The 19,895-nt window shown below is 62.7% G+C and carries 21 protein-coding genes and 1 tRNA gene; 7 read left to right on the top strand and 15 right to left on the bottom strand.

The window, feature by feature from the left end; translation table 11 throughout:
• Nucleotides 1–20 precede the first annotated feature (20 nt).
• Both hfq and hflX read left to right on the top strand, forming a co-directional pair.
• A complete protein-coding gene (gene hfq / locus AC1DXN_RS21795; RefSeq protein WP_006202172.1) occupies nt 21–266 on the top strand; it encodes an RNA chaperone Hfq in 246 nt (81 codons plus the stop codon).
• A complete protein-coding gene (gene hflX, locus AC1DXN_RS21790; protein WP_477246780.1) occupies nt 267–1,655 on the top strand; it encodes a GTPase HflX in 1,389 nt (462 codons plus the stop codon). It begins immediately after the preceding gene.
• Nucleotides 1,656–1,661: 6 nt separating this feature from the next.
• Here hflX and mazG read toward each other — a convergent pair whose 3' ends face one another.
• Together mazG and AC1DXN_RS21780 are read right to left on the bottom strand one after the other, a co-directional pair.
• On the bottom strand, nt 1,662–2,486 hold the full coding sequence (gene mazG / locus AC1DXN_RS21785; protein ID WP_477276070.1) for a nucleoside triphosphate pyrophosphohydrolase: 825 nt from the start codon (nt 2,484–2,486) through the stop codon (nt 1,662–1,664).
• A gap of 89 nt (nt 2,487–2,575) precedes the next feature.
• Entirely contained in the window at nt 2,576–3,760 is a 1,185-nt protein-coding gene (locus AC1DXN_RS21780) for an amino acid aminotransferase (RefSeq protein ID WP_477276072.1), read from the bottom strand.
• A 192-nt stretch (nt 3,761–3,952) separates the two neighbouring features.
• On the opposite strand from AC1DXN_RS21780, the gene AC1DXN_RS21775 reads away from it, so the two are divergent.
• The gene (locus tag AC1DXN_RS21775; RefSeq protein ID WP_477276266.1) at nt 3,953–4,825 is read left to right on the top strand and encodes an aldose 1-epimerase family protein; all 873 of its coding nucleotides are present in this window, start codon (nt 3,953–3,955) and stop codon (nt 4,823–4,825) included.
• Between the two features lie 50 nt (nt 4,826–4,875).
• Here the strand turns inward: AC1DXN_RS21775 and AC1DXN_RS21770 are convergent, their stop codons facing one another.
• Nucleotides 4,876–5,121 (bottom strand): DUF1127 domain-containing protein, encoded by a 246-nt coding sequence (locus AC1DXN_RS21770; protein ID WP_477276074.1) that lies wholly within the window; start codon nt 5,119–5,121, stop codon nt 4,876–4,878.
• A 128-nt stretch (nt 5,122–5,249) separates the two neighbouring features.
• Here AC1DXN_RS21770 and AC1DXN_RS21765 point away from each other — a divergent pair, with 128 nt between their 5' ends.
• On the top strand, nt 5,250–6,764 hold the full coding sequence (locus AC1DXN_RS21765; protein ID WP_477276076.1) for a winged helix-turn-helix domain-containing tetratricopeptide repeat protein: 1,515 nt from the start codon (nt 5,250–5,252) through the stop codon (nt 6,762–6,764).
• 33 nt (nt 6,765–6,797) lie between these two features.
• Here AC1DXN_RS21765 and AC1DXN_RS21760 read toward each other — a convergent pair whose 3' ends face one another.
• Together AC1DXN_RS21760 and AC1DXN_RS21755 are read right to left on the bottom strand one after the other, a co-directional pair.
• On the bottom strand, nt 6,798–7,190 hold the full coding sequence (locus tag AC1DXN_RS21760) for a GFA family protein (protein ID WP_477276078.1): 393 nt from the start codon (nt 7,188–7,190) through the stop codon (nt 6,798–6,800).
• An 88-nt stretch (nt 7,191–7,278) separates the two neighbouring features.
• Entirely contained in the window at nt 7,279–8,190 is a 912-nt protein-coding gene (locus AC1DXN_RS21755) for an arginase family protein (RefSeq protein WP_477421656.1), read from the bottom strand.
• A 249-nt stretch (nt 8,191–8,439) separates the two neighbouring features.
• Here AC1DXN_RS21755 and AC1DXN_RS21750 point away from each other — a divergent pair, with 249 nt between their 5' ends.
• The gene (locus tag AC1DXN_RS21750; protein WP_477276082.1) at nt 8,440–9,201 is read left to right on the top strand and encodes a GNAT family N-acetyltransferase; all 762 of its coding nucleotides are present in this window, start codon (nt 8,440–8,442) and stop codon (nt 9,199–9,201) included.
• A gap of 13 nt (nt 9,202–9,214) precedes the next feature.
• Here AC1DXN_RS21750 and AC1DXN_RS21745 read toward each other — a convergent pair whose 3' ends face one another.
• The 7 genes from AC1DXN_RS21745 to AC1DXN_RS21715 all read right to left on the bottom strand — a co-directional run bounded on the left by AC1DXN_RS21745 (nt 9,215) and on the right by AC1DXN_RS21715 (nt 16,808).
• The gene (locus AC1DXN_RS21745; RefSeq protein WP_477276084.1) at nt 9,215–10,033 is read right to left on the bottom strand and encodes an MBL fold metallo-hydrolase; all 819 of its coding nucleotides are present in this window, start codon (nt 10,031–10,033) and stop codon (nt 9,215–9,217) included.
• Nucleotides 10,034–10,036: 3 nt separating this feature from the next.
• The gene (locus AC1DXN_RS21740; protein WP_477276086.1) at nt 10,037–10,825 is read right to left on the bottom strand and encodes a TatD family hydrolase; all 789 of its coding nucleotides are present in this window, start codon (nt 10,823–10,825) and stop codon (nt 10,037–10,039) included.
• A complete protein-coding gene (metG, locus tag AC1DXN_RS21735) occupies nt 10,825–12,375 on the bottom strand; it encodes a methionine--tRNA ligase (RefSeq protein WP_477276088.1) in 1,551 nt (516 codons plus the stop codon). The genes AC1DXN_RS21740 and metG overlap by 1 nt, the downstream gene beginning before the upstream one ends.
• Nucleotides 12,376–12,511: 136 nt before the next feature.
• Nucleotides 12,512–13,567 carry a DNA polymerase III subunit delta' gene (locus AC1DXN_RS21730; RefSeq protein WP_477276090.1) on the bottom strand — a complete coding sequence of 352 codons (1,056 nt, stop codon included), beginning with the start codon at nt 13,565–13,567 and terminating at the stop codon, nt 12,512–12,514.
• Nucleotides 13,564–14,238, bottom strand: a complete 675-nt coding sequence (tmk, locus tag AC1DXN_RS21725; protein WP_477276268.1) for a dTMP kinase — start codon at nt 14,236–14,238, stop codon at nt 13,564–13,566. The genes AC1DXN_RS21730 and tmk overlap by 4 nt, the downstream gene beginning before the upstream one ends.
• Nucleotides 14,239–14,309: 71 nt before the next feature.
• The gene (locus tag AC1DXN_RS21720; RefSeq protein ID WP_477246803.1) at nt 14,310–15,476 is read right to left on the bottom strand and encodes a D-alanyl-D-alanine carboxypeptidase family protein; all 1,167 of its coding nucleotides are present in this window, start codon (nt 15,474–15,476) and stop codon (nt 14,310–14,312) included.
• A 102-nt stretch (nt 15,477–15,578) separates the two neighbouring features.
• Complete coding sequence (locus AC1DXN_RS21715) at nt 15,579–16,808, bottom strand: septal ring lytic transglycosylase RlpA family protein (RefSeq protein WP_477276092.1); 1,230 nt, start codon at nt 16,806–16,808, stop codon at nt 15,579–15,581.
• 252 nt (nt 16,809–17,060) lie between these two features.
• Here AC1DXN_RS21715 and AC1DXN_RS21710 point away from each other — a divergent pair, with 252 nt between their 5' ends.
• Together AC1DXN_RS21710 and AC1DXN_RS21705 are read left to right on the top strand one after the other, a co-directional pair.
• Complete coding sequence (locus AC1DXN_RS21710; RefSeq protein ID WP_477246807.1) at nt 17,061–17,330, top strand: phage baseplate assembly protein V; 270 nt, start codon at nt 17,061–17,063, stop codon at nt 17,328–17,330.
• 219 nt (nt 17,331–17,549) lie between these two features.
• Nucleotides 17,550–17,639 (top strand) — tRNA-Ser (locus tag AC1DXN_RS21705).
• Between the two features lie 162 nt (nt 17,640–17,801).
• Here AC1DXN_RS21705 and AC1DXN_RS21700 read toward each other — a convergent pair.
• From AC1DXN_RS21700 to AC1DXN_RS21690, 3 genes are read right to left on the bottom strand one after another with little or no spacing between them, the layout of a single operon-like run.
• Nucleotides 17,802–18,212, bottom strand: a complete 411-nt coding sequence (locus AC1DXN_RS21700; RefSeq protein ID WP_477276094.1) for a TadE/TadG family type IV pilus assembly protein — start codon at nt 18,210–18,212, stop codon at nt 17,802–17,804.
• Nucleotides 18,202–18,642, bottom strand: coding sequence for a TadE/TadG family type IV pilus assembly protein (locus AC1DXN_RS21695; protein ID WP_477276096.1), 441 nt, complete (start codon nt 18,640–18,642; stop codon nt 18,202–18,204). Before AC1DXN_RS21695 ends, AC1DXN_RS21700 begins: the two co-directional genes overlap by 11 nt.
• A 4-nt stretch (nt 18,643–18,646) precedes the next feature.
• Entirely contained in the window at nt 18,647–19,882 is a 1,236-nt protein-coding gene (locus AC1DXN_RS21690) for a pilus assembly protein TadG-related protein (RefSeq protein ID WP_477276098.1), read from the bottom strand.
• Between the last annotated feature and the right edge of the window lie 13 nt (nt 19,883–19,895).

Here is a 19,895-nt window from a genome sequence, read left to right as displayed (position 1 = left end):
ATCGGCGAAAGACAAGAACAATGGCGGAACGATCGCAAAACCTTCAGGACCTGTTCCTGAACTCAGTTCGCAAGAGCAAGAACCCACTCACCATCTTCCTGATCAACGGCGTCAAGCTGACCGGCGTGGTCACTTCGTTCGACAATTTCTGTGTCCTGCTGCGGCGTGACGGTCATTCTCAACTCGTCTACAAGCACGCCATTTCCACGATCATGCCGAGCCAGCCGGTTCAGATGTTCGATGGCGAGGAAAGCCAGGGCGCCTGATTGGCACGTGAGAAAGACGCGGACGCTACAGTTCGCGGAAAACCAACGCATCATCCCGGGACGGAAGCCAAGGGCCCGACCCGGGCCGTTGTCATTGTGCCCGTCCTTACCCGCCACCAGCGCAATGACGACGAGACGAACCGTCCACGGCTGACGCGTTCGGCCGAGGCCCGCCATGACGAAGCGGTCGGCCTTGCGCGCGCCATCAACCTCGATCTGATCCACACGGCTGTGGTGACCGTCAACGATCCACGCCCGGCGACCTTGCTCGGCAGCGGCAAGGTCGCGGAGTTCGCCGAGATCGTCAAAGAGGGGCATGCGGAAGTGGTCATCGTCGACCATCCGCTGACGCCGGTGCAGCAGCGCAATCTCGAAAAAGAGATGAACGCCAAGGTGTTGGACCGCACCGGGCTGATCCTCGAGATCTTCGGCGAGCGCGCGCGGACCAAGGAAGGCACGCTGCAGGTCGAGCTTGCACATCTCAACTACCAGAAGGGCCGGCTCGTACGCAGCTGGACCCACCTGGAACGCCAGCGCGGTGGCGCCGGCTTCCTCGGCGGCCCCGGCGAAACGCAGATCGAGTCCGACCGGCGGCAGTTGCAGGAAAAGATCATAAAGCTGAAGCACGAGCTGGAAACGGTGCGGCGCACGCGTGACCTGCACCGCGCCAAGCGCAGGAAGGTGCCGTTCCCGGTGGTTGCGATCGTCGGCTACACCAATGCCGGCAAGTCGACGCTGTTCAACAAGGTGACCGGAGCAGACGTGCTGGCGGAGGATATGCTGTTCGCCACGCTAGACCCGACGCTGCGCCGGGTGCGCCTGCCTCATGGCACGCCGATCATCCTTTCGGACACGGTCGGTTTCATCTCGGATCTGCCGACGCATCTGGTCGCCGCCTTCCGGGCAACGCTGGAAGAGGTGGTCGAGGCCGACCTCGTCATCCATCTGCGCGACATCTCCGATCCCGACACCGCCGCGCAGGCGGAGGATGTCGAGCGCATCCTGGCCGATCTCGGTGTCGATGCCGGCGACGCCAAGCGCGTCATCGAAGTCTGGAACAAGATCGACCGGCTCGACGAAGGCAACCGGGCGAGGCTGCTTGCCGACGGTGCTGACGGCAAGGCGCCGCCGGTCGCCATATCGGCGGTTACCGGTGAGGGCATCGATGCGCTGAAGGCGATCATCGAGACACGGATGTCGGGCGAACTGGAGGAGTTGACCGTGACGATCAAACCGGCGCAGTTCGGGCTTGTCGACTGGCTCTACCGCAATGGCGACATCGTATCGCGCGCCGACAACGAGGATGGCAGCACAACCATCTCGCTCATGGCCACGCACAGCGCCAAACAAGAGATCGAAAGCCGTTTGCACCGTAAAAACAACGGTTAGCGGCTTTTATTTAGCGCTCTTGGCTTGCTGCCAGAGTGCTTCCATTTCGTCCAGAGTCGCCTTTTCCAGCGTGCTGCCGGAGCTTTCCAGCGCGCGCTCGACATAGTGGAAGCGCGAGCGGAATTTTTCATTGGTGCCGCTGAGCGCCGCTTCGGAATCGAGCTTGAGGTGGCGGCCGAGATTGACGACCGCAAACAGCATGTCGCCGAATTCGTCCTTGATCGAGGCGGTGTCGCCCTTGGCCAGCGCCTCGCGCAATTCACCGATTTCCTCCTCGATCTTGTCGAGGATCGGTGCTGCCTCGCTCCAGTCAAAGCCGACGCGGGCCGCCTTCTCCTGAAGTTTGAGCGCGCGGGTCAGCGCGGGCAGGGCGACCGGCACGCTGTCCAGAAAGCCTTTGCCGTTATCCTCGGGGTCGAGCCCGCGGGCAAGGCGGGCGCTTCGCTTTTCCGCCTTCTCTTGCGCCTTGATCTTTTCCCACATGCCCTTGGCCATACCGGCGCTGCGCGCCTCTTCGTCGCCGAAGACATGCGGATGGCGGCGGATCATCTTTGTGGTGATGGCCTGTACGACATCGCCGAAGGCGAACTCCCCAACTTCCTCAGCCATTTGCGCGTGATAGACGACCTGTAGTAGGAGGTCGCCGAGCTCGTCGCGCAGGTCGTCGAGATCGCCGCGCGCGATGGCATCCGCGACCTCATAGGCTTCCTCGATCGTGTAGGGCGCGATGGTTGAGAAATCCTGCTCGATGTCCCACGGACAGCCGGTCTTCGGCGCCCGCAACGCCGCCATGATCTCGATCAGCCGGGAAATGTCTTGCGAAGGTTTCATCGGCCGGATGCTATCCTGCACCCGGTCGCGCGGCCAATGCCGTCAGCCGGCGAGGGCGCATTGTCCACAGTTGAGCAGGACGAGCCGTGTCAGTCGAGGACGGAGACGATCGCCTTGGCCAGGTCATCCATGCCGTCCTCCGGCAGGCCGGCGACGTTGATGCGGCTGTCGCCGACCATGTAGACGCCATGTTCGGCGCGCAACCGCTCGACCTGCGCTTCGCTGAGGCCAAGCCGGGAAAACATGCCGCGATGGCTGGCGACGAAATCGAAGCGGTCTGAATTGGACTGCCGCCGCAGCGCCTCAGCGAACGCCACGCGAAGCCTGAGCATGCGCAGGCGCATGTCTTCCAGCTCCGCTTCCCAGTCGGCGCGCAGCGTGTCGTCTTCAAGCACGATGCGCACCGCGGCAGCGCCGTGGTCCGGCGGCATCGAATACATGGCGCGCGCCGCTGACAGCATCTGGCTCATCGCCACATCGGCTTGCGCGCCGTTCTTGGCCAGGACCATCGCCGCGCCGACGCGGTCGCGATAGACGGCAAAGTTCTTCGAGCAGCTCGAGGCGACGACCATTTCCGGAACTTTTGTGGCCAGCAGGCGCAGGCCGGCGGCGTCGGCATCGAGGCCCTCGCCAAAGCCCTGATAGGCAATGTCGACAAAGGGCAGCAGGCCGCGCTCGACCAAGAGATCGGCGATCTCGGCCCACTGCGTGATGTCGAGATTGGCGCCAGTCGGGTTGTGGCAGCAACCGTGCAGCAGCACGACGTCGCTGCTCTTTGCGGTGCGTAGCGCAGCCAGCATGTCGGCGAAGCGCACGGCACCGGTGGCGGCGTCAAAATAGGGATACTCGCGGATCTGCAGGCCAGCGGCACGCATCACCGGCATGTGGTTCGGCCATGTCGGGTCCGACAGCCAGATCGTGGCATCGGAGCGCGTGCGCTTCAGCAATTCGGCCACCAGCCGCAACGCGCCGGAGCCGCCCGGCGCCTGCGCGGCGCGAATGCGCGTCAGGTCGGCCGCGGGGCCAAAGGCCAGCTTCGCCATCACCGTGTTGAAAGCGGTGTCGCCGGCAAGGCCGAGATAGGTCTTGGTGTCCTGGCTTTGCAGCAGCCGCTTTTCAGCCTCGCGCACGGCGCGCATGACCGGCGTCTTGCCGTCGCGATCCTTGTAGACGCCAACGCCGAGGTCGACCTTGCCGGGGCGTGGATCGGCGCGATAGAGGCCGATCAGGGCAAGGATCTTGTCCGTGGGGGCAGGCTGAAGGTCTTCGAACATCGGCGCGGTTCCGTTGGCGGCGGAGTGATACGCAAATCGGCCGCGCTTCGCCAGTGCTTTCATGTGCGCCAGGCCGAACGACCAGACGAGTCGCTTCCGAACTGCAGCAAACTATCTGTACTGTTTGAGTCCCTTGAGGCTTTTGCTAACCTGCCGGCCACACCAACCAACAGATCTGCCGCGCGAGGGAAAGTGTCACAGGACAGTCAAACACTGGAGGCCGACGGCATCTCGGCGACCATAGTCGCGCAGGGCGCCGAACTGGTTTCGCTTCGAAACACTGAAGTGGTCGAGTTCCTTTGGCAGGCGGGTCCGGCCTGGCGGCGTCATTCGCCAGTGCTGTTTCCGATCGTCGGCCGGCTGAAGGGAGATCAACTGCGCCACCAAGGCCAAGTCTATCCGATGACGCAACACGGATTTGCTCGTGACAACCGGTTTGTCTGGGCGGAGAGGGGGTCTCGATCCTGCACGCTGGTTCTGACCGATGACGCCGATAGCCGCGCACGCTATCCGTTCGCCTTTCGCCTTGCCGTGACCTATACGCTCGAGCCCCGGCAACTTGGTGTGACCTTCGACATCACCAACACCGGCGACGAGCCGCTGCCGGCGTCGATCGGGGCGCATCCGGCGTTCAACTGGCCATTGCTGCCGGAACTGCCCAAGGAAGCCTACCGGCTGGACTTTGCCAATGCCGAGCCTGCGCCGATCCGCCGGCTGAAAGACGGCTTGCTGCTGGCCGCGCCACAGCCGACGCCTGTCGAAGGCAAGGTTCTCGCGCTGTCCGAACGGCTGTTTGACGAGGATGCCGTCATCATGGATCGACCGGCCAGCAGCAGCGTGCGCTACGCCGCCAACCACGGCCCGGCGATCGAGGTGTCGTGGCAGGGATTTCAGGAACTCGGCATCTGGTCCAAGCCGGGCGGTGCGCCGTTCCTGTGCATCGAACCCTGGCACGGCATCGCAAGCCCGGCGGATTTCGATGGCGCGTTCACCGACAAGCCGGGCATCATGCTGATTGCGCCGGCCGAGAAGCGCGTGCTGAGCTATCAAATCCATCTGCGATAGACGCGGTACACAGCGCGGTCGGGCGCTCCCGTGTGGTTGCAGCATTCGCCTTATGCTTGCCAGAAGCGCTTGGCGATCTCCGCCTCGACCTGCCGTTTCGTCAGGCCGATATCGTCGATCAGATGCGGATTGTCCTTGGCCATTTGCCTGAGTTGCCAGCGAAAGTATATCCGCTCGCGCCAGCTCCCATCGCGCCAGGTCGCGATAAGGCTTCGCAGGGTCGTCAGCTGCCGACGCGACGCCGGCGTTGCCGGCTGCGCCGCCTGACAGACAACTGATGTACAGGTATTGGTCATGGCAACCTCCATATGGGTTGAGAGTCCGGAGGGCCCTCGACCTGAATGAGGCTGAATTCTGCCGGATACGGACGGCGCGGTACTTAAGCCCTCCCAAATAGTTCTCAAAAGTTCCAAACCGGCTATAGATGCGCCTTATGCAGGGATCGCGCTTTGCCTTTGGTCCGTTCGTGTTTGATCCGGTTGCGGGAACGCTGCTTCGGGACAATGTTCCCGTTGCCGTTGGCTACCGCGGGCTGAGGCTGCTTGCGGCGCTCGTCGGACGGCCGGGTGAAATCCTTGGCAAGGCCGAGTTGATGGATGCGGCGTGGCCGGGCACGGCCGTCGAGGAAGGCAACCTCACCGTCCAGATCGCGCAGCTGCGCAAGCTGCTGGGTCCGGCCGCCGAAGGCGAATGGATCTCCACGGTTCCGCGCGTCGGCTACCGCTTCACGGGGGCCGTCGAACAGCTTGCTGGCGTGAAGCGAAAACCCTTGCCGCTGCCCGACAAGCCATCGATAGCCGTGCTGCCCTTCGTCAATTTCAGCAACGATCCCGAGCAGGGGGCCTTCGCGGATGGGTTGACCGAAGACCTGATCACCGACCTGTCGAGGATCTCCGGCCTGTTCGTCATCGCGCGCAACTCGACCTTTGCCTACAAGGGAAAGGCGATGGACGTGCGTCAGATCGCTGAGGATCTTGGTGTGCGCTATCTGCTGGAGGGTAGCGCAAGACGCGCCGCGGGGCGCGTGCGCATCAACGCCCAGCTGGTCGACGCGAAGAGCGGCGAGCATCTTTGGGCGGAACGCTTCGATCGCAGCCTGGAAGACATCTTTGCCGTCCAGGACGAGGTGACGGCCAAGATCGTGGAGGCGTTGCTCGGCCGGCTGCGCGCGCCGCCGCCGCGCAATCGACCCCAAAATCTCGAGGCCTACGACCTCTGCGTGCGGGCGCGCAAGCTGATCGATGACTCGCCGCAGACGGCACGGGAGGCGCATCTGATGCTCACGCGCGCGGTTTCACTCGATCCCGACTACGCCGAAGCCTATCGCTGGCTCGCCATGAACCACTGGATGGGATGGGTGCATTGGGGCGAACCCATTGAACCCAACCGCAGCATTGCCCTGGAGTTGGCGCGCAAAGCCGTGGCGATCGACCCCAACGATGCCGGCTGCCATTGGGTGCTGGGCAACCTGCTTGCCTATGAACGCCGCTTCGCCGAGGCGGATACGGAGTTCGCCAAGGCCTTCGAGCTCGACCCCAACGAGGCCGACGCCTGGGCGACATTGTCCGACATCACGATCCTGGGCGGGCGGGTGGAGGAGGGGCTCGAGCAGATTCGCAAGGCGTTCCGGCTGAACCCGTTTCCGGCAAGCTGGTACTATCTGACGCTCGGCCAGGCGCAATATGCGGCGCGCGATTACGAGGCCGCGGTCGAGACATTGCGCAGGGACGAGACCTATCGTACCAGCTCACGCCGTTTCCTGGCGGCAAGCCTTGCGCAACTCGGCCGGCTCGATGAGGCGCGCGCGGAAGTTGAAATGTTCCTCGTCAGCAACCCGCATTTCACAACCCGCCACTGGGTGGCGACGGAGCCGTTCCGTGACGACGCTATGCTCGAGCATTTCGTTGATGGCTTCCGCAAGGCTGGCCTGCCGGCGTGACGCGCCGGCGCATGAAGGCGCTGTCCGTGCGAACTACTCCTCAGAGCGGCCCGTGGCGTCACGACCGCGCTCGTATCGTCTCGTAAGCGGAAACGGCGGCAACCAGGACTCGCGACGGACGGTCCAGCTTTCGTAGGTTGGTATCAATTGGTCAGGAGCATCCAGGGATCCCAGATGCACTTCGATTTCGTCGGCGCTGCGTGCGAAGACGGACGAGCCGCAATGGGGGCAGAAAAATCGCCCGAGGTAGTCGCGTGTTTCGCCCTCGATGGTCACCGCATTCTGGGGGAACACCGCCGCAGCGTAGAAGAGGGCGCCATGATGCTTGCGGCAGTCGAGACAGTGACAAATGCCGACCCGGTACGGGGCGCCAGACGCCACAAGTCGGACGTTGCCGCACAGGCAACCGCCGGTGAACCGCTCCATGCTCCCGTCTCCTCTGAAATCAAACGGCCTGATGGCTACGACGAACGGTACTGCCAATGCAAATGGACCGGTCGGGGAAATGAGGGGTTCAAACCTGCCTGACGATGCGCCCGATCACATTGACGAGAATTCGCGCGGCGGTGAGCGCCGTAATGCCGTCTATATCAGCAAGCGTTTGGAATTCGATGAGGTCGAAGCCGGCAAGGCGCCCACGCTGGCTCACTCCCTCGATCAGTCCGATCGCCTGCTGATAGGTCAGCCCGCCGGGCGTGCGACCGGCGACGCCCGGCATCACGCTGGGATCGAGCCCGTCGCAATCGAGGGTCACGAGCACGCGCGCGCCCTCAGGTATGTGCTTGAGGGCGGCTTCGATACCCTTCGTGTTTATCTCCTGCGCGGTGACGAGGTGTGCGCCCCAACGCCTGGCGGTCTCGACCTCCAGGGACCGGGCACTGCCAAGCCCGCGGATACCCGCCTGCACGCTGCCGACGACATGGGGCATCTCGCTCGCCCGGCGCATGGTACTGGAATAGCCCAWSGGCTCRCCAWAACGCTCGTCGCGCCAGTCRATATGCGCRTCGATCTGCARGATCCAGATYGGRCCRYKATCGGCAAARCCGGCGAWGAAGGGRATKGGCACGGAATCRTCGCCGCCGATCATCAGAGGTGCGGCGCCGGCGGCAAGGATGGCTCGCGTCTTCTGTTCGATCAGCTGGCGGTTTCCGGCACTGTCTAGGACCGACGTCGGCAGATCGCCGGCATCGACGCAGCACGTCTCACGGCCTTCGAAGAGCGGGCCGCCAAGGTCGAAGTCCCAACTGTCGAGGAACTGCACATCGCCCTGGCTGGCGGCGCGGATGGCGGCTGCCGCGCCGGCGAAACCCTGGGGATCGGCGCCGGGATAAGTGCTGCCATGCGGCGCGCCGAACAGCACGATGCGCGGTTGCGCGCCACCGGACAGATGTTCGGGGAAATCGAGAAAGCTGGGATGCGGAGGCATGTCGGAGTTCCTGGCTGCAGAGTTCGGAAGGAGAACTGCGAAAGAGCCGCAACCTTGTTCGCTCTGATGTTGGATTTAAAGGGTCTGACCGCAATTTCTCGTCCAGCCGTCCTCACATCGGAAAGTCGCATAAGATAGATTATGGAACTGATGCATTGGCCTGCAGCTGGGAATTGCTGCGGATTTTCATAGGCTTGGCACGATCGATCCATGTTGCCTTGAACTGATGGCCGAGGCTACGCTGCACGGATGACGACAGCAAAGCGTGAGATCGAAGCGGCTATCGAGGTGTTCGTGCACGGCTACAGCATCGGCAAAAGCCGCACCTTTCCGTACGAGGCCAACCGCGTCGGGCCATTGTGGCTGATGCGCGATGCCGAGCGCAAGAATGCGCGCTACTACCGCAGCGAAGAATGGGTCGTCCATGACGTCGCTGCTCAGGCAGCCGATACAATCGTGCGGCAGTATGCGCGGCCGAGCTTTGCTGTTTCCGTGGTGATCGCGAACGACGAGCCGGATCAGCCGGTGCGAACCGCCTACAAGGCTCTCGGTTACCGGCTTTTGCGGACGGAAGGCTTCTTCGTCCAGCGATTGCGCCAGATTCCAAGCCCACCCGCGGTCGTTTCGATCGAACGCGTGCGCACAGCCGAGCGCGCGGCGCAATTGGGAAAGATCATACGCAGACGGCCGATCGCCGACGATCTGCTCGGCGACGGCGCGCCGTTTCGCCAGTATGTGGCCGTCGATGGCGACGCCATTGTCGGGCGCGTGCGCAGCGTGGATGCCGTCGGCGCCACTTGGTGCGAGGCCATGTTTGTCGAACCTTCGCACCGGCGCCGCGGCATTGGCCAGGCACTGATGTCTAAAATGCTGCACGACGACCAGGCTCATGGGTCGCGGTGCTCTGTGCTGATGGCGACGCATGCCGGGGCGCTGCTCTATCCCCGCATGGGCTATGAAAGGATTGGAACGCTGCTGATATTCGGGCCGAAAAGCCGAACGCCCTCATGAAGCGCTATTCGTATCACACTGACTCATAAGGGATTTCGATCACCATGCCATCATAGGCCGGCTCGACGTTGTCAGCTGTCTCGGCCATCACCGTGGCGTAGTCGAGCGGCACGTGCATATGCGTCAGCACGGCATTCTTCGGCACCAGTTTCTCGATCCAGCCGAGCGCCTGGCCAAGCGACAGATGGCTTGGATGCGTGTTGTACTGCAGCGCATCGATGACCAGCACGTCCAGCCCGCGCAGGCGCTCGACGGTGGTGTCGGGGAAGTCGCTGATGTCAGGGCAATAGGCCAGCCCGCCGATGCGAAAACCCAGCGATATGATGTCGCCATGGATCTGCGGCAGCGGCTCGAGGGTGAGGGCACCGCCCTCGCCTTCGATCACCACCGGCGTGGCATGATCGATGATGTGCGCTCGCACGATCGGCGGATAGGAGCTGCCCGGCGGCGTCTCGAAGCAATAACCGAACGCCTGCCGCAGGCGCTGCATCGTCGGCTGGTCGGCGTGGACGTCGATCAGGTGGCGCTGCTCGAGCACGTAGCCGCGCAGATCGTCTATGCCATGGATGTGGTCGGCATGCGGATGCGTGTAGATGACAGCGTCGATGCGTTTGACCGACGCCAGCAGCATCTGCTCGCGGAAATCCGGTCCGGTGTCGATGACGACCGTGGTCTTGCCGCCATTCGCCGCGATGCGCTCGACCAGTGCCGCCGTGCGCATGCGCCGGTTGCGTGGATTGGCCGGATCGCAATTGCCCCAGTCGCCGGTGATGCGCGGCGTGCCGGGCGACGAGCCACAGCCGAGAATGGTAAGGCGCAGCCGGTCGCTCATGCGTCAGGCGCTCCGCATATCCGGCATTTTCCGGAACAGGCGGAAGACATTGTCCGTGGTGATGGCGGCAATCTCGGCCTCGCTGACGCCGATCGTCTCGGCCAGCACCCTGGCGGTGTTGGCGACATAGGCAGGCTCGTTGCGCTTGCCGCGAAACGGCATCGGCGCCAGATACGGCGCGTCGGTTTCGACCAGCAGCCGGTCACGCGGCACATCGGCGGCGATGGCGCGCAGCTCAGCCGAGTTCTTGAAGGTCAGGATGCCGGAGAAGGAGACATAGCCGCCCAGCGCCACACCGATCTCGGCCAGCCGGCGCCCTGAGGAAAAACAATGCAGAATGAAGGGGAAGGCGCCCTTCCCTGTTTCGTCCTCGAGGATTGCGGCCATGTCGTCGTCGGCATCGCGCGAATGGATGACCAGCGGTAGGCCGGTCTGGCGGGCGGCTGATATGTGGGTGCGAAAGCCCTGCGCCTGCGCATCGCGCGGCGCGTGATCGTAGAAGTAATCCAGCCCGGCCTCGCCGATGGCCACCACTTTCGGGTGCGCCGACAGCCGGACAAGATCCTCCACCGTCACATCCAGCTCTTCGGCGGCATTGTGCGGATGGGTGCCGACGGAGCAATAGACTTCGTCGAAAGTTTCAGCGATCTCAAGCACTTGTGGAAACCGCTTCACGCGCGTTGAGATCGTCACCATGCGGCCGATGCCGGCCGCCTTGGCGCGGGCGACGATGGCCGCCCGCTCCTCGGCGAAATCAGGAAAATCCAGATGGCAGTGACTGTCGACCAGCATCAGGCGTTCGCGTCCGGCTGCTCGACATAGCGCGGAAACACCCCCTCAGGCGCGGGCAATGTCGTGCCGGGCGTCAGCGCATAGTCGGCATGGACATGTGCGAACTGGCGCGTGTCGGTCGGCACCGCCAGCAGGTCGAGCAGCTTCGCCGCCGACCCCGGAATGTAGGGCTGGCACAGCAGCGCCACGCGCCGCACGAGCTCGGCGGTCGTCCACAGCACCGTTTCCATACGCGCCGGGTCGGTCTTCTTCAGCGCCCAGGGCGCCTGCGAGGCGAAGTAGCGATCGGCTTCCGCCACCACGTTGAAGATCCCCGCCAGCGCCAAATGGATGCCCTGCTCCGACATCGTCTTGCGCGCTGTGCCGAGCGCGTCCACCGCCTGATCGAGGATGGCGCTGTCGGCATCAGTCAGTTCGCCGCGCTGCGGCACCACGCCGCCGCAGTTCTTGGCGATCATCGACAGCGAACGCTGCGCCAGATTGCCGAGACCATTGGCGAGGTCGGCATTGGTGCGGTTGACGATCGCATCATGGCTGTAGCTGCCGTCCTGGCCGAACGGCACCTCGCGCAGGAAGAAGTAACGCACCTGGTCGAGGCCATAGTGCTCGACCATGGTGAACGGGTCGACGACGTTGCCGACCGATTTCGACATTTTCTCGCCGCGGTTGAACAGGAAACCGTGGGCGAACACGCGCTTCGGCAGCTCGATGCCGGCCGACATCAGGAAGGCCGGCCAGTAGACCGCGTGGAAGCGGACGATGTCCTTGCCGATGATGTGCGTGGCCGGCCAGTAGCGCCATTGCTCGGATTTTGTGTCGGGATAGCCGGCGGCGGTGATGTAGTTGGTCAAGGCATCGACCCAGACATACATGACGTGCTTGTCGTCGCCGGGCACCGGCACGCCCCAATTGAATGTGGTGCGCGAGATCGAGATATCCTTGAGGCCGGATTTGACGAAGCTCGCGACCTCGTTGCGGCGCTCGGACGGACCGATGAAATCGGGCTGGTTTTCATACAGCGCCAGCAATTTGTCCTGATAGGCGGAAAGCCGGAAGAAATAGCTTTCTTCCTCATTCCATTCGACAGGCGAGCCGAGCGGCTCGCGGCGCACGCCGTCATCGCCGAGCGTGGTTTCGCTCTCTTCGAAATAGGCTTCCTGGCGAACCGAATACCAGCCGCTGTAGCGGTCGAGATAGATGTCGCCATTGGCCGCCATCGCCTTCCAGATCGCCTGGCAGGATGCGTAGTGGCGTGGTTCCGTCGTGCGGATGTACTCATCGTTCGAGCCACCGACCGTCTCGGTCATCGAACGGAAGATCGCCGAATTGCGGTCGGCGAGCGCCAGCGGCGTGATGCCTTCCTTCTCGGCCGTCTGCTGCATCTTGAGACCGTGTTCGTCGGTGCCAGTGAGGAAGAACACGTCCTTGCCGTCAAGGCGCTGGAAGCGAGCCAGCGCATCGGTTGCAATGACCGTATAGGCGTGGCCGATATGCGGCTTGCCGTTGGGATAGAAAATCGGTGTCGTCAGATAGGCTTTTTCGCGTGACATGAATGACCGTCATGAATGTCTGAATGAAGGTGTGGCGGTGGATATCGCATCGAGACGGCGATTGCCATCCCGGGTCAATGCATGCCGCCCAAAAGTGGCCCCGGTTTTGGGGCACCGGCATGCATCAAAGAAACCGTCACATTCGCATCGCAGAATTCAGGCGGTCGATCATGGTCAAGGCGTGCTGCTTCTTGTCGAGATTGTAGGTATCGGTCTCAGATATAGCGTTCAGCGCCTCGTGCCAAGCATCCGACAGCGTTTTTGCCCGCGCCAGATCGCCGGCCAAGGCTGCCTCGCTGGCGCTGGTCGACAGCAGATCGAGCGCCCGGCGGTTGAAGATGTCGAACTGGATCGCCTGGTCGCGGCCGGCGACCGCCTCGGCAAGGCGATATGCGCCAGTGACATCGGTCTTCCTCGCCGCCACGAGGGCGTCGAGCGTGCCGGCGATCTCCAGCCCGCCATATTGCGTCAACAGGATCGCGTTGCGGGCGCTGCCCCCTGCCCGTTCGGCCAGTGCCGCACGCGCCGCCGGATCCCTAGGTGGTGGCGGCTCGACACTTTCCAGCACGGTCATCAAATCCTCGGCGCCGAGCGGCGTCAGCCGCACCATCTGGCAGCGCGAACGGATTGTCGGCAACAGACTGCCCGGAGCATGAACGATGAGGATGAACAGAGTGCGTGCCGGCGGCTCCTCAAGATTCTTCAGCAAGGCATTGGCGGCATTGGTATTCATGTCGTCGGCGGGATCGACGATCACGACGCGGTAGCTGCCGTCATGCGAGGTCAGCGACAGGAAGCGGCTGACCTTGCGGATCTCATCGACGGTGACGACCGTCTTGAAGCTCTTGGTCTTGTCGTTCGCCGGCCGGGTCAGATGCAGCACCGAAGGATGCGCGCCGATGGCGATCTGGCGAAACAGCGATGAGGCCGGATCGGGAACGGTAAAGGTCTCGGGCGCATATTCGAAGGCCGGGTGCTTCAAAAGGTGGTGCGCCAGGTGAAAGGCGAGCGTCGCCTTTCCGATGCCAACCGGCCCGGCAAAGATCAGCGCATGCGGCAGTTTTCCGGAGCGATAGGCGGCGGCGAGCATGTTAGCCACGTTGAGATGGCCGACCAGACGCGGCGTTTCCGACGGCTCCGGCACGCCGTCCAGCGTGTCATGCTGTTCAGGGGCGATGCGTTCGAAGATCATGCCGGCGCCGCCTGTCGCTTGTGCGCCGGCGATATTGTCTCGAGCGCTGCGAACACGGCTGATGTGACGACATTTTCCACCGTATCGGGATCGGCGGACGCATCGATGACGATGCAGCGTTGCGGTTCCGCTGCGGCGATCGCCAGAAAGGCTTCGCGGCGGCGCTGGTGGATAGCAAGCGTTTCCTTTTCGAAACGGTCCGGACCGTCGTCCGCGCCGCGCCTTGCAGTGGCGCGCCGCAGGCCCTCGGTCGGATCGATGTCGAAGATCAGTGTCATGTCGGGCACCATACCGTTGATGGCGACCTGTTCCAGCGCCTCCATGAACGCCGGATCGAGGTTGCCGGTGACGCCCTGGTAGACGCGCGAGGAATCCAGGAAGCGATCGCAAAGCACGATCGAGCCGCGCTCGACCGCCGGCCGGATGACCTGCTCGACATGGTCGGAACGGGCGGCAGCGAAAAGCAGCGCCTCCATCTTGGGCCCGAACGGCTCGGCAGCGCCGGAAAGCAGGACATGCCTGACCGCCTCGGCGCCCGGCGATCCCCCCGGTTCGCGGGTGACGACGACATCGTATTTCTTGGCGCGCATTTTCCTGGCCAGCCGCTCGATCTGCGTCGACTTGCCTGCTCCTTCGCCGCCTTCGAAGGTAATGAAAAATCCGCGCGCCAATCGAAAACCTTTGTCCATGCTTGCGGCAACCGTATTAGTCCCGGTTGGAGGGAAGGTCCACCAGAACGCTGCTAACGCAGCCAGCCGACGGCCAGTTCCTTGGCGGCATCCAGCGCCCGTTGCGGCAGCGTGCCAACGCCAACCGACTCGGCGGCAAAAAGCGGCGTCTCCTGGCTCAGCGTGTCACCGATCCAGACGCGCAGCGCACCAACCGGTTGCCCCTCCTCTATCGGTGCGGCGACCGGCCCGCTATAGACGATCTTCGCCGTCAGCTTGTCGCGATTGGTGATAGGCAGGAAGATGTCGACCGGCCCCTTGGCCTTCAGCGCCACGCCGGACTTGGCGCCGCCGAAAACCTGGGCCTCGCCGACCACTTCGTCCTTGGCGAAAATCTCGGTCTTCTCGAAGGAGCGAATGCCCCAGTCGAGCAGCTTTCGCGCTTCCTCGGAGCGCTCGCGGTCGCTCGCTAGCCCGCTCATTGCCGCGATCACCCGCTTGCCATCGTGGCTGACCGAGCCGACGATCCCAAAGCCTGACGCCTCGCTCATGCCGACCGCCAGCCCGTCGGCGCCGATACCCATCGCCAGCAACGGGTTGCGGTTCCTCTGCGCGATCTTGTTCCATGTGAAATCCGCCTGGCCATAGTAGCGGTAGAGGTCCGGATAATCGCGCCAGAGATGCAAAGCAAGCTGCGCAAGCTCGCGCACGGTCGTCTGCTGGCCGTCGGCCGGCAGGCCGGTCGAGTTGACGAAGGTCGATTTCTGCAGGCCGATCTGGCGGGCGCGCTCGGTCATCTGCGCCGCGAAATTCTCTTCCGATCCGGCCATGCCTTCGGCCAGCACCATGCAGCCATCATTGGCGGCCTGGACGGTGATACCCTGGATCAGGTCCTCGACCCGGATCGAGGATTTCAGTTTTGCGAACATCGTCGACGTGCCCGACGGCGCGCCGCCCTTGCGCCAGGCATTCTCTGAGACCACGAATGTATCCTCGAGCCCCATGCGCCCGGACTTGATGGCGTTGAAAACCACTTCCATGGTCATCAGCTTGGCCATCGACGCCGGCGGCATCAATTTGTCGGCATCCTTGGCAAACAGCACCGTGCCGGTTTCGGCGTCGATCATGAAGGCTTGTGCCGCCTTGGTCTCGAAAAGCTGCGCGTCCGCAGGGACCAGCGAAAGCAGCAGAAGACCAAGACCCAGGAGCCCGGCGAGAGGCTGAGATAAGCGAAATCGCATGAGAGATTCGACCCGTTAGCCGGCGTGGCGCCAGCTTTGCAAGGCTATCAGGCTTTTTCCCGGCGGATCAACCGCCGATCGGGAAACCGGCCGGCTTTCGGATCAGTTGCGCACCACGAGCGCGTCAGGCGCGCCATGCGACCATGCCGCCTGCAGCATCTCGTCCAGGCTGCGGTGGCCGTCGGGATAGAGATTGACCGAATACCAGTCCTTGCCGTCGAGCTCGGAGCGCTGGATTTCGGTCTTGCCGAAGCCGGCAAGCTCAGCCGCCACGCGCTTCGCCTCCGCGGCATCCTCGAACGAACCCGCCGCGACATAGTCCGTCGCCGAAGCGGCTGGCAGGGCTTGCCGCTTCCACGACTGCAGCACGTCGGCGGGCGACATGCCGTCGCCGTCGAGCGCGGCAAAGACGTCGGAGGCGCGATGCACGCGCTCGTCCGCATACCCCAGTGACGCCACCGCAAACGGCGATTGGCGCGGCATGTTGATTTCCGGACGCTCCGGCACGATCGGCCCGAACTCAGGCAGCGTCACATCGTCGAACGCCGGCGTCTGAGCCGACAGGGCCGGCTGCGCCTCGAATGCCTGTCCGGTGTTCGTCAACTCGCCGGGAAACGCCACGGCCGTGGCGTCTACGGGCAGGCTCGGCGACGGGCCGTTCATGGCGACCATGACGCCGGTCGGCAGGCCGTCGGACGGATCCGGCGCCCTGTTGCCGGGGTGGTAGGAAGCCATCAGGTACTGGTCGTCATCGCCGTCGAGTGGCGCGCGGCCAATATATTCCACTTTGACCCTGGCCGTGCCGACCTTGGCATAGTCGAGCATTTCGGCGGCGCGTTCCGAGACATCGATGATGCGCCCCTCATGGTAGGGGCCGCGGTCGTTGACGCGCACGATGACCGAGCTTCCGGTCTCGGTGTTGGTGACGCGGGCATAACTCGGCAGCGGCATGGTCGGATGCGCCGCCGTCAGATGGGTCATGTCGTAGACTTCGCCATTGGCGGTCAGCCGGCCATGGAATGCGTCACCATACCAGGAGGCCAGACCGACCTTGGCGTAGTGCTTGTCTTCCTTGGGATAATACCACTTGCCGCGCACCTGATAGGGCTTGCCCAACTGGTCGCGGCCGCCGCCGCGCCGCATGTATTGGACGCGCGGGCTGGCTTTCACGCCATACTCGGTCTCGGCAAAATATTCCTTGGAGCGGGGTTTCCTGTCGACCATGGCTTTCGGTTGCGGCTGCGATGCGCAAGCGGCCAACAAGGCAGCCGACGCCGCGAACAGCACGAAAGTGGAAGCGCGACGAAGACGCAGGCGCGCCGTGGTCTGCATTTTTTCTGACGTCCCCTACAGTCTCGACACAGGCGCTGCATTTGCGCGTCCAAAGACGCCAGAGCACTTATCCGACAAATGTCGTAACGCCCTGATCCCCAATCCCTTTGTGCGCAGGAATTGTTTATCAGCGTATTAACCGATTATGTCCGGAACCGGGCGAGATTGTGGCGCACCCCTGCCCGGCCTGCCGGTTGATGATGGCTTTCCATTTCGCGATGTGTTGATGTGCGACACGACGGAGACGCGCCAATGCCGCCGCAGAAAATGTACGGCCTCTACCCAGCCATCGTCGTTGACGACCAGGATCCCGACGCGTTGTTCCGCATAAAGGTGCGTAGGCCCGACATAGGCGCCGACCAGGGCAGTTGGGCTGCCGCCTGCCTGTCAGTCGCCGAGCTTGCCACCCAAGCAGTCGCGCTTCCTCCCAAGCAATCGCAGGTCTGGATAATGTACGCCGCCGGCGACCCAATGCGACCAGTCTGGATCGGATGTGGATTTTCGGCGCTCGACCGGCGATAGACCGAGCATGCGGCATGCACATCACGGCCGTTCCTCGATCGGCATTACGCTGGATCTCTTCCGTATCTCATGCCAGGAATGCAGCCAAATGCCGCAGAACAGGTTGACGCTGCAATCCGGCGCGCGGTAAAGGCCAAGGCACCAAAGGCCATTCAGTAGCAAACGGGTACAGAGATCAAAGAAAGGTCGCTGCAAAACCGGAAAAGCCAACGAAGCCTTGGAGGGATGGCCGAGCGGTTTAAGGCACCGGTCTTGAAAACCGGCGTGGGTGCAAGCTCACCGTGGGTTCGAATCCCACTCCCTCCGCCACATGCCATTGAATTGCTTGCATAATCTGTCATTTTACTAGCGACAGACAGCCCCAGGAGGGGCGGCCCCGCGTGTGCAAGTCGCATCAAATTCGGAATCCGCCGGATCGACGTCATGCAGTCTGGGTTGGGCGCGGCCAACTCAACGAAAGCCGGCGGTACCTTAGTTGGCGACCAGCGGGACGGTGACGGTTGTTGAGTAATTAATGGGGTATTGATCGAAATACGGGAACGCGATCACATAGGCGTAGTCGGCGGTAAGATGAGCCATGCGGAAACCTCCGCTGGCGGCATCAATTACGATCGTGACCGCGACATCCTTCAATCCTAACGTCAACAGTTTTTGCGTAGCGATGGCTTGAATGTCGCTCTGTGTAAGCGAATTGTTCATCTGCAGCGCACGTGAGGACGCCTCCAGCGTGTAGCGAACGCTGGACTCCGCATTCAAGGACCACCCGAAAGCAAAAATCCCGAACAAAAGCATCACCAGAATAGGCGCGATCAGCGCAAACTCCAGCGCCGCCCCGCCGGATCGGTCTCGATGCAATCCACGCGCGGTCTGTCTAGCGGACACGGATCACCTCTTGATGGCTGATCGTGCGGGGATCCATGAAACTGCCAAAGACGAAAGGTGGTGCCCAGGTGGCCGTCGCCTGAATCTGAACGAGAATCGTCGGCACCTTTGGCCCGGCGCAGAGGCTCGTCGCATCCACCACCGTACTGCCGCACATATATTGCCGCGCCATGGTGACCTGTGCGTCGTTAGGATGGTTTTCCCAACTCGAAAGGGCAATCGCCTGTGTGGCCGTGTCGTTGGCCGCGCCGGCCATCAGGAGATTTGCCGCCGTCTTGACGCCGGCGCGCATCGACAAGGAGCTCGTGACGAAAGACCAGCCGTCGATGATACCGAGCAGAACAAGACACAGGATGGGCAGCACCATCGCGAATTCCACGGCGGCAATACCGGACTTGTTCCGCAAAATTAGGGCGGCATGCCGGCCCATCTTGCTACTCGACAAGCCGCACGGACTGCGTCGCCGGAATGTCTTTCATTCCGAGGCTGGTGCAGTCCTGTTTGATGGTGCTGTTGCCGGACCACTGTATTGTGTCGGCGACGACCTGTGTGCAACCACCCGTGCCTGAAAAATTGCCGAGATAGTTGACTTGTCGCGATGGAAAATAGAGAGCGCCGGTTAGCAAGGAACTCGCAGTTCCATTAAACGTGTCCTGTCCACCAAGGTTGGTCCTGTCTCCGTAAAACAGCACTCCCGAATAGATGCCAGTGGTCGGGGCGCTGAGTTTGACCGTGGCGGTGCCGTTCAGGCTGACACGCGAGCTTCCGGCGAGATAAATTATGACGCCGTCACCAGAAATCTGGGCGTTCGCGTTCACTTTGAAATCACCGGCCTGAATTACATAGACCCCGGGTTTGAGGGTCACATTGCCGCTCAAACTGAGTCCGTTGCAATAGGTTCCGGGCTGCAGGGTCGACGGCTTGGTGTTCTGACAGGGGTTTGTGGCTGCTGGCGCCGGCAAATTGGCGAAAGGATCGGCGGCAGGCAACGCCTGGGTGATCGGCGCGGCGCAGACGGTCGTTATGGGGTTGCTCAGAGAGACGCCACCTGCCGATATCAGGCAATCGGCGTTCAGACTTGCCGATCCTTGCAGCTTGATGGCGTCCGCGGCTATCGAATCCGACATGACGGAGCAGCCTGTCAGTGTTGTAGTGGCACTGCCCGAAAAAAGTGCCGCCTTTGACGCGGAGGGATTGAGCGCCAGAATGCAGGCTTTTGAAGCGTCGGTGATGAGAGCCACCGCTCTTGCCTGTTCGGGAACGGGCCCCTGGTTGAATATCGCGGTGAAATATCGATCCAGGTCCTGGTGAACGATGACCTCGACCGCCTTGTTTGCGACGTTTGGACCGGATGATGGCGGTGTGAAAACGCTAATTGTCCCTGGTGGCGCCGCAAAACCATTGGACGTTGCCGAAAGCGTCGCGGCGGAGACGATCGTGGGCGTATTGGAGCCGGAAATCTTTTCCAGGGCGCCAGCATAGGCTGCGGCATCCGCGACTGCCTGCAGTTTGAGGCTGCTGTAATACCAATAGGAGGTCTCGACCCCGAAACCCGCGCCGCCTACCACAACCGGCAAGGTGAACGCAAAGATGATGGCAACATTCGCGTTCGTGGCCCGTTTTAGGCGGCCCAGACCAAACCGGATTCGGGTGAAGGCGCTGAATGACATAGCTTATTAGAAA

Source organism: Mesorhizobium sp. P2_H9 (genome assembly GCF_056403215.1).
This window is presented reverse-complemented; position numbering and strand designations above follow the sequence as displayed.